The 8,752-nt window shown below is 63.8% G+C and carries 5 protein-coding genes and 2 pseudogenes; 3 read left to right on the top strand and 4 right to left on the bottom strand.

All coding sequences use genetic code 11. The features are described from left to right. The 4 genes and pseudogenes from NF876_RS43865 to NF876_RS29470 all read right to left on the bottom strand — a co-directional run. Nucleotides 1–116, bottom strand: a pseudogene (locus tag NF876_RS43865) (IS481 family transposase); the annotation flags it as partial. Nucleotides 117–451: 335 nt separating this feature from the next. Then, a pseudogene (gene tnpC, locus NF876_RS29480) lies at nt 452–1,740 on the bottom strand (IS66 family transposase). Nucleotides 1,741–1,787: 47 nt separating this feature from the next. Next, the gene (locus NF876_RS29475; protein ID WP_262271853.1) at nt 1,788–2,120 is read right to left on the bottom strand and encodes a ParB N-terminal domain-containing protein; all 333 of its coding nucleotides are present in this window, start codon (nt 2,118–2,120) and stop codon (nt 1,788–1,790) included. Between the two features lie 487 nt (nt 2,121–2,607). Next, entirely contained in the window at nt 2,608–3,141 is a 534-nt protein-coding gene (locus NF876_RS29470) for a hypothetical protein (RefSeq protein ID WP_262271852.1), read from the bottom strand. Nucleotides 3,142–3,399: 258 nt separating this feature from the next. On the opposite strand from NF876_RS29470, the gene NF876_RS29465 reads away from it, so the two are divergent. The 3 genes from NF876_RS29465 (at nt 3,400) to NF876_RS29455 (ending at nt 8,722) form a co-directional block, all read left to right on the top strand. Further along, nucleotides 3,400–3,615: a hypothetical protein gene (locus tag NF876_RS29465; RefSeq protein ID WP_262271851.1), complete on the top strand. Its 216-nt coding sequence runs from the start codon at nt 3,400–3,402 to the stop codon at nt 3,613–3,615. Between the two features lie 293 nt (nt 3,616–3,908). Next, on the top strand, nt 3,909–5,150 hold the full coding sequence (locus tag NF876_RS29460; RefSeq protein WP_262271850.1) for a metallophosphoesterase family protein: 1,242 nt from the start codon (nt 3,909–3,911) through the stop codon (nt 5,148–5,150). Further along, complete coding sequence (locus NF876_RS29455; protein WP_262271849.1) at nt 5,147–8,722, top strand: ATP-binding protein; 3,576 nt, start codon at nt 5,147–5,149, stop codon at nt 8,720–8,722. Before NF876_RS29460 ends, NF876_RS29455 begins: the two co-directional genes overlap by 4 nt. Nucleotides 8,723–8,752 lie beyond the last annotated feature (30 nt).

Raw genomic sequence — 8,752 nt, 5'->3', positions numbered from 1 at the left:
ATGGTCTCGGTGCTCACGCTGAAGCGCTGGGCCAGCACGCCGGTGGGCTCTCGCGAGCGGGCGATCTCCTGACGGACCGCCGGGGTGGTGCGGGCTTGCGGGTGAAGGGAGTGCATCACGTCCTCCTGCGGCGAGAAGCCCGGCGTCGCAGACCATCGAAGCGCCAAGTATACTCCTCAATCGCACAACGCACCTGATCCCAACAACGTTCCGCCACCAAACAGCTATGCAGGAGGCTCTATACAGGAGGCTCTCCCTGCGCCATGAGAGGCAAGTTCACCGATGTATTCCTGAATACATCGGCCCCGGGAGGGCCGCCTCGACTGACGCCATCATCAATCTTTGTCTCATTAACCATATATCTTCTGCGATTTGCTGCGGGATTGCCTCTCCCCTAAGGAACCACTAGGAGTTTTGAGGTAATTACCCACGCCACATTTTGAGCTGAGGTTCAGGCGGACACGGTCTGAAGGATTGTCGTGAACGCGTTGGTTCCCGGGCCGAGACGAGCCGTGTCGACGACGGTGCGAATGTCGGCTTCGCCTTCGGCCGCCCACATGGCCCGATAGCCGTTGGTCACCTTGCGCTGGATCACGGCCGGTCGGAGCGCGCGTTCGCAGGCGTTGTTCGTTGCATCAATCATGCCGGGCCAGTGCAGTGGGCGAAGGTCAGAAGCTGATCGCGGGCGCGCCGGATCTTGCTCTGAAGGTCGCGGGCCAGATCACAAGAGGTCGGCGCGGCCAGGATCGCGTCCAGACTGCGCTCCAGGGCCCGGCGCTTGCGGGCGAGGGTCGAGGCGGCAAGGGTTGCGACCTCCGCCGCCAGGGCGAAGGCCCGGTGCAGCCACAGCTTGAGGCGTGAGGGAAGGACATCCGCGCTGATCTCATCGGCATAGGCGACGTCGCGGGCGAGATGGGCCAGGCAGGTCTGATGGGCGTCGGCATGGCCCTGCTGCGCGCTGTAGCGGTCGGAACACCAGACCGCGGGCCGGTGCCCGTCCATCATGGTCCGGACCACAATGGCGCCGCGGGTCGGCGAGGCGTGATGGACCACCGCCTCGGTGCAGCGAAACACCCAATGGAAGGCATTGGAGCCCTCGATCCGCACGCCGGTCTCATCGGAGGCGACGACCTTGGCCTGGCGCAACGCCGCGACCGCCTTGTCGCGCTCGGCCGCGAAGGCGCCCTGCGCCCGGCGCAGCAGGTTCATCAGGCCGCCCTGGCTGAGCGTGAGACCGAAGAGGTCGGCCAACGCGCTTTGCAGCCGCTCGTAGGACAGAGCCTGGAAGGTCTTGAGATAAGTCGCCATGGCATGAACGCGTGGCCCGAAGGGCGTCCCCTTGGTGGCGTCCGGCACGGGGGCAACAACCCGCGTCCCGCAGGTCGGACAGCGAACCGCCAGACGCCGATGGCGCTCGATCCACGGCTTGATTGCGGGCAGCTCGATCGTGTCGTGTTCGCTCACGGTCTCGGTCGGAAGATCGGTCGCCAGCCTGGTCCGGCAGCATGGGCAGTGGTCCGGCTGATGGTCGATGAGGCGATCCACATCCGGGCTCATGGCGCGGCTATGCCCGTCATGGCCCGGCTTGGCGCCACCGGGCCTGGCCTGATCCCGACGCTCCTTGCGATCGGTCGAGGGTGGCTTCGAGGATGTGCGTGAGGTCTTCTGCGGCCGCTGCAGCCGCAGCACCAGCTCAATCAGCTCTTCCTTGCTCAGACGCTCAAGATCGCTGCGGCCCATACCAGCAGGGAATCAGCGAATCCCAGTTGGCGCAAGGGCCTGGGTAATTACACGACACTGAAGGCACCAACGTTTGACGTGTCTATCTGGATAGTATTTGTGCCCTCGTCAAAAGGAATAGGTTTTGAGGTGGCGAGGAACACCGACGTTGGCAAGAAGGCATCCTGACTGTCCTGTCCGTTCAGGATGTAATCTGCCAGCTTCTTGGCGCGAGCTGTGTTCAGAAGGCGCTGGTATCCTTTATCCTCAGAGTTGGCGGGATCTAAGGTCTCGACGCTGTAGAAGTTGTCCGCGACCAGATCCCCGACTTTCATGGACGTTGTGAACAACATAAGTGCGCCCTGCCGCACACGGGCCGCCGGAATTGTGATTTTCGCCATCGAATGCCCCCTTTGAGCGCGCAGCACCCCGGTGCAGGCGCGCTCCCCTGCGATACACGGTACAAACACCTTGGCGATATTGGCCAGACGCGAGCATAGGATCCGAAGGGTGAATGAGGGGCTCGCATGGCTTACCTCGAAGGAGAGACTGCGATGGTCAACCTGCGAGCCACAAGCCAAGTGATAGAGCACAGGATGGTGAAGGCTCGTTTCTTAACGCCTACTGTGAAATGGGCGAGCCCCTATCATGCAAGCAACTGATGTTTGTTGAGTTTTTGGCATCGCTCAGAGAACCCCGGGATTCCCAAGCGGCTAAATCCTTGAGAAGCAATATCTTTCTCCCCAACTTTTCCGAACAAAACGGTACAAAACTTGTCTCGCCGTCACTGGGTGCTCGCGGTATCGTGGCTTCCCTGACCGGTGCAGCACCAGTGGAGACAGCGGGATGACGAACCCGGCGTTGCTATCGACGGTATTGCCTGCGCTTTCACCTTGCCCGCATTTGGATGAACGCTGTAGCGGAGCGGTGCAATGGCGGCCTGAGCATGGGTTCATTCCGCGGGGATTTGCTGGAGCAACCGGAACGCTTCAGGCTGTCCGCCTTGTTTTGGTCAGTGCCGAACCGAGCGATCCCGCTGATGGCGAGAGCTATGGCGGTGGGGCTGAGCGAATGGCTCACGATCACCTGCGCCTGTTCGAGATCGCCCTCGCGGGTGGGGGCCTCCGCCCTGGCGGTCTGACGACTCCGTACCACCGCAACCTCCGGCGCCTTCTGTCGCTCTGTTGGCCCGATCTGAGCATTGGGGAACAGCTTGAACGGACATGGATGACGAACGCGGTTCTGTGCTCCGCACCGAAGCCAAGCGGACCAGTGCCCAAGGTTGTCGAGGTGACGTGTGGCCGAGCCTACCTGGTGCGCCAACTGGATCTGCTTCCACATGCTTTCATCCTTGCTCTTGGCGACAAGGCGGGGCGGCGCTTGCACGCCCTTGGCATCCGCATTGATGCCGGCGCCCAGCATCCGAGTGCTCGCCCCAACACCAACCCTGAGGACAGTTGGGGACAGGCAGCCCACCAGTTTCGATCCTGGCTCGCATCCAGCCCCGATACGAGGCGTCCGCCCGCCTTGTCTGCGGCAGCGCCACGGCCTCATGCTGCGTCGGAAGGGCCAACCAGCTCTCAACCCCTGTATGCCGGCCCTGCCCTCAGAGGGCAAAGAACACCTGAGGACATTGACAGATACCGGCGGCATTACCCAAAGGCGCGGATCCGCAAACTCGTGTCGGCCAGTTGCACCAACATGATGAAGCAGAAGAACCGCGTCGGAGGTCCGCGCTACACCATCTTCGAGCACTTCGACGGCGAGCCGTTCCTGGAGGAGGCGATCCAGTTCGCAAAGGCCCAAGGCATGACAGTTGGCGGGGGCCGGGCCTACTGGGACATCCTAGAGGGTCTGAGGCGGGGATACATCGAAGTCTCAGCCCTCGGGTCCTGACCGCAACCATGCGGCGTCATCTGAGCAGCGGTCATGCCTGCTTCGATCACGCAGTCACCGTCCTGCCGCTGAACCAACGGCGGAAGGCTGCTGCCCTCGGGCGCATTGCATTCGCGTTTTTTACCCGGATTGACGGCCAGCACCTGAGAGGCAGTGGTTGGATTCTGAACTGAGGCGAATAAGACCGCCATGCCCGACACGTCGCGCCACAATTGTTGCTGTATGGCAACGAGCATCCCTGTTCCCGATACGTTCCCGCTGACAAGCTTGACTGAGTTTTGGCAGCATGGGGCATGCGCTTCATTCATGCTGCCGATCTCCACTTAGATAGCCCTCTCGCCGGCCTGCGCGAACGCGCCGGCGAACGGGCTGAGGAAATCGCGGGCGCGGGTCGCCGCGCCTTCGATAATCTCATTGATTTTGCCATCACCGAGCAGGTTGATTTCTGCGTCATCGCCGGCGATGTGTTCGACGGCGACTGGAGCGACTACAGCTCGGGCCTGTTCTTCGTGCGGGGGTTGAGCCGCCTGCATCAGGCCAACATTCCCGTGATCCTGATCCGCGGCAATCACGACGCTGCGAATCTAATGTCGCGGCGCCTGTCACTCCCACCGAACGTCCGTGAGTTGTCGTCCCATGCGCCGGAAACAGTCGTACTCGACGAGCTGAACGTTGCTGTTCACGGACAGAGCTTTCCCAACCGAGCCGTCACCGATAACCTCGCCCTGAACTACCCGGCCCCGCGCGCAGGCCTGTTCAACATCGGCGTGCTCCATACCTCCGCCGACGGCCGTGCTGGACACGATGTTTATGCACCCTGTGACCTCCGGGACCTTCGTCTGAAAGGGTACGATTACTGGGCACTGGGTCACATCCACACTCGGGAAATCCTGTCCACTGATCCGTACATCGTCTTTCCCGGCAATCTCCAGGGTCGGCATATCAATGAGCCTGGGGCCAAGGGCTTCAGCCTCGTTACGGCAGACGGCGGGCGAGTGACGAAGGTGGAGCATGTTTCGGTCGACGTCGTCCGGTGGGCGTCCGTCACCGTCGATGTCGCTGGAGCCGCCACCCTGGAGGACATCTGCCCTCGGGTGGGACAAGCGATCGGTGAGGCCGTCGCGAACGCGGAAGACCGAACGCTCGCCATACGTCTGTACTTGAAGGGCGCGTGTCCGGCCCATCTGATCTTGGCCGGCGATCCGGATCGATTGGCGGCCGAGTGTGCATCGCTCGCCCTGCAGGCCCGCGGCGATGTCTGGATCGAGCGCGTGATTGTCGAAACCGACCCCGCCCACGAGGCCAACGCCGGCACCATGGCCGATGTGATGCAGTTGCTCGGTCGAGTTCGCTCGGAGGCCTCCGACGCTGATATGATCCGTGTCAAATTGGAGCGCGGTCTCGACAAGATCCCAGCGGCGCTGCGTCATGAGGTTGGTCTCACCAGCCTCACCGCCGAACAGTACAGCAAGGTGTTGGCAGACGCCGAGGCGATCATCCTGCACAGGCTCGCGGCCGGAGCACCCCGCTCATGAAATTTCAGTCGCTTCACCTGGAGCGCTACGGCGCGTTTGAGGACGCCACCTTGGACTTTGGTGGCGCGGACGTGCGGCTTCACATTGTCTATGGGCCCAACGAGGCCGGGAAATCAACGGTTCTCTCGGCCATCCACGACCTTCTCTTCGGCATTCCGGCGCGAACCCCTTACAATTTTCGGCACGATTATTCCAAGCTCCGCATTGGCGCCAAGATCTCCAACAGGGCTGGAAAAACGCTCGCGTTCAAACGGCGAAAGGCGAACAGCGGGACCCTATTAACCCTCGAAGGCGCTGAGACACTCCTTCCAGACACGGCGCTCACCCCGTTTCTTGAGGGAACCTCGCGCGACACGTTCTCCCGGATGTTCGGCCTGGATCACGAGCGGCTGCGGGCCGGGGGCGAGCAGATGCTGCGCTCCGGGGGAGACCTCACCAGAAACCTGTTCGCGGCCGGCAGCGGGCTGTCGGGCATTAGTGCCATCCTGCAGCGCCTCGACGCCGAGATCGACGAGCTGGGCGATCTGGATCGCCGTGCCAGGACTAAGCCTCTGTGGCGCGAAGTCACGACGTATGAGGAGGCCGTTCACAGCGTCCGCCGCGACGGTCTAAGAGCCGATGAGTGGCGCCAGGCCGAACAGGCGCTCGCGCAAGCTCAGGCCGAGCGCCTCCGTATCGAGGATGCGCTCGGGCAACTTCGCCGGCGCAGGGCCCAGTTGGAGCGCATTCGGCGTGTCACCCCCTTGCTGACAGCCCTCGAGGCCCTCGCCGTACAATTCGCCGAGTTCGGCGATCTTCCTGCTCTGCCCGAAGGCTTCGCCGAGGAATGGCGCCGGTGCGATCAGCAGGCCCGCGAAGCGCGCGTCGCGCTGCAAAGCGCGGAGGAGATGCTGCGCGAGCGGGCAGCCGAGCTGGCGCAAATCCCAGAAGCCGGGCGGCTCATCGACCTGTCGGGCGACATCAAACAGCTGCACGAAAACCTTGGTCGCTACCTCAAGGATGTCGGTGACGAGTCAAAACTCGGCCGGGACATTGCCAACGATGAGGCTCTCATTCGGCACCATCTGCAATCCCTTGGGTCGCCGGCCGATCCCGCCACAATCGATGCTCTGGTCCCATCCATGCCGCTGGTGGCCAAAATTCGTGAGCTGATCCGGCAGGGCGAAGGCCTCGAGGCCGCCGCCCGAGCGGCCGCCACCGATTACAAGAAAGCCCAGGAGGCGTGCCGTGCAGCTCACGACAAGTTGGCAGCTCTGCCTGTCGTGGCCGACCCCGCTCCCGCCGGGGCGTTGATCGAGGAGGTGTCCCGGTTTGGGGATCTCACAGCCCAGGTCGCGAAGGCTGAGCGTGATCTGGTTGCCGGGGGCCGAGCTCTCGACGAAGCGGTAAAACGCCTGCCCCGCTGGAATGAGAGCGCCGAGGCTTTGGCCGAACGGGCCTTCCTAGACGTCGAGACCGTGCGGTTTCATGAAGAGGAGCTGCGGCAGGCTCAGGAGGAGCTCGCTGCGGCGGAGCAGGAGGCGAACGGCGAAGACGAAATCCGACGGGTCGAGGCCGAGCTGGCCGGCCTTACCGCCGTGGGCGAGGTGCCCTCCCCTGCCGCAGTCCAGGCCGCCCGGGATCATCGCGAGCGGCTGTGGCGGATCGTGCGAGCGCATCATGTTGAGGGCCGGGCGCTGGCGGCCGAGGACCTGACGGCGGTCGAGGAGGCTGGCGGCGATCTCGCGTCCGGCTACGAGACAGCCGTGCGACATGCCGACGGGCTGGTGGATCGGCGGGAAAGCGAGGCCCACCGCATAGCACGCTTCAGCGAGCTGACCGCTCAACGGGTGCGCCTGCGCAGCCAGCAGGACGCCGCCGTGATCGCGCTCCGGCAGGCTCAGGATGGTCTCAAGGCGGCTGAGGCGCGCTGGCAGGAGCTGTGGCACGCGAGCGGGATTACGCCTGGGCCCGCCGCCGGCATGCGAGCCTGGCTCGCGCAGAAAGACGAGGTTCTTCGCCTGCTTGGCACCGTCCGGCAGGCCCGTGCGACTCTCGATGAGCTACTGTCGGCCAACGATAAATCCCGGGCGCTCCTTGGTCGGGCGGCGGAATTGATGGGTCTGTCGGTGGACGCCGCTCTGTCCGTCAACGAACTGTCTCAGCTCGTACGCCAGCACACCGGTGAAGGCCAACGCGCTTGGCTGGACCGTCAAGCCGCGAGCCAAAAGCTTGAGGAAGAGAGTGCTCGGGTTCGGGAAAAGACGGCCGCCGACCAGGACGCACAAGCTGCAGTCACCCGGTGGCATGCCGCGTGGGCCGAAGCGGTGGTGGGCCTCGGCCTCGCCAGCACGGCTGGCCGCTCGGAGGCGGAAGCGGCGCTCAGTGCTTGGGATGAAATTCGCCAGCGACTGACGAACAAGAGCCAGACGGTGCGGCGCCTCGAAGGCATCCGGCGCGACAACGAGCGGTTCCGCACGCGCGTGGCAGAGCTCGTTCAAGCCCTTGGGGCCGAGGGGGCGGAGCTTGACCCGGCTCAGAACCCCGAAGCCGCGACCCGGGCACTCGTGTCACGCTTGAGCGTGGCCCAGGAGAATGCAACCCGCCGCGCCCAAGCCAGCAGCGCTCACTCGGCGGCGCTCGCCGCCGTCGACACGGCACGCCGCGATCTTCAAGCGGCTGTTGATGCCAGCATGACGCTTCGCAGCGCTTACGGCCTGCAGCCGGATGCGGATGTATTTCGGATTGCCGAAATGGTCGAGGCCCGCCGCCGGTGTGCGGCTGAGATAGACGAGCGGCGCCGTGGGCTTGTCGACGCTTCAGATGGCCTGACCCGCGACGACATCCAAAGGGAAAGCGAAGCGATCTCGCCAGACTTGGCCGTGGCAGAGCTTGCCGCACTCGAGGCCGAGGAGGCCCGCTTGGTTGAGGACAGCCAGCTCGCCGCGCAACATGAAACCAGCGCCCAACACGCGCTCAATGAGCTTGCCGGGCGCAAGAGCGTCGTGAGTGCCGCCCAGCAGGCGAGACATGCCGCACAGACAGCCGGGCACCACCTGGATCGATGGCTTCGCCTCACGGCGGCAAAGCAGATGCTGGAGCAATCGCTCGAGCGCTATCGCGCCGAAAATCAAAATCCGTTGATCCGGCGCGGCAGCGAACTCTTCGCCACCATGGCAAGCACTGGCGCCAACCCGTTTGCCCGGCTTGATGTCGCCTACGGGGATGGCACCGAGCCCACCCTGATGGGCATCCGCCAGGATGGTTCAGAGTGCCCCGTGGAAGGGATGAGCGAGGGCACGCGCGATCAGCTTTTCCTGTCTCTCCGGATCGCGGCGGTTGAGCAGCACGTGAGTGCAACCGAGCCGATGCCGTTCATCGCCGATGACCTTTTCATCACAACCGACGATGAGCGTGTGATCCCTGGCCTCGCTGCCTTGACGGAACTCGGCCGCTCAACCCAGGTGATCCTCTTCACACATCACCGCCATGTTGTGAAAGCCGCCGAGTCCCTGCCAACGGGAGCCGTAAAGATTCACAGTTTGCCCGGAGCTCCCTTTGCAGGACCGGTCGACGCGTTGATGGCCAGCTGATGGTGCACGAAAGTTGCCCCTGCTGAAGGA

Source organism: Microvirga yunnanensis (assembly GCF_025460875.1).
The sequence above is the reverse complement of the archived record's forward strand: the minus strand, read 5'-3'. Positions and strand labels throughout refer to the sequence as shown.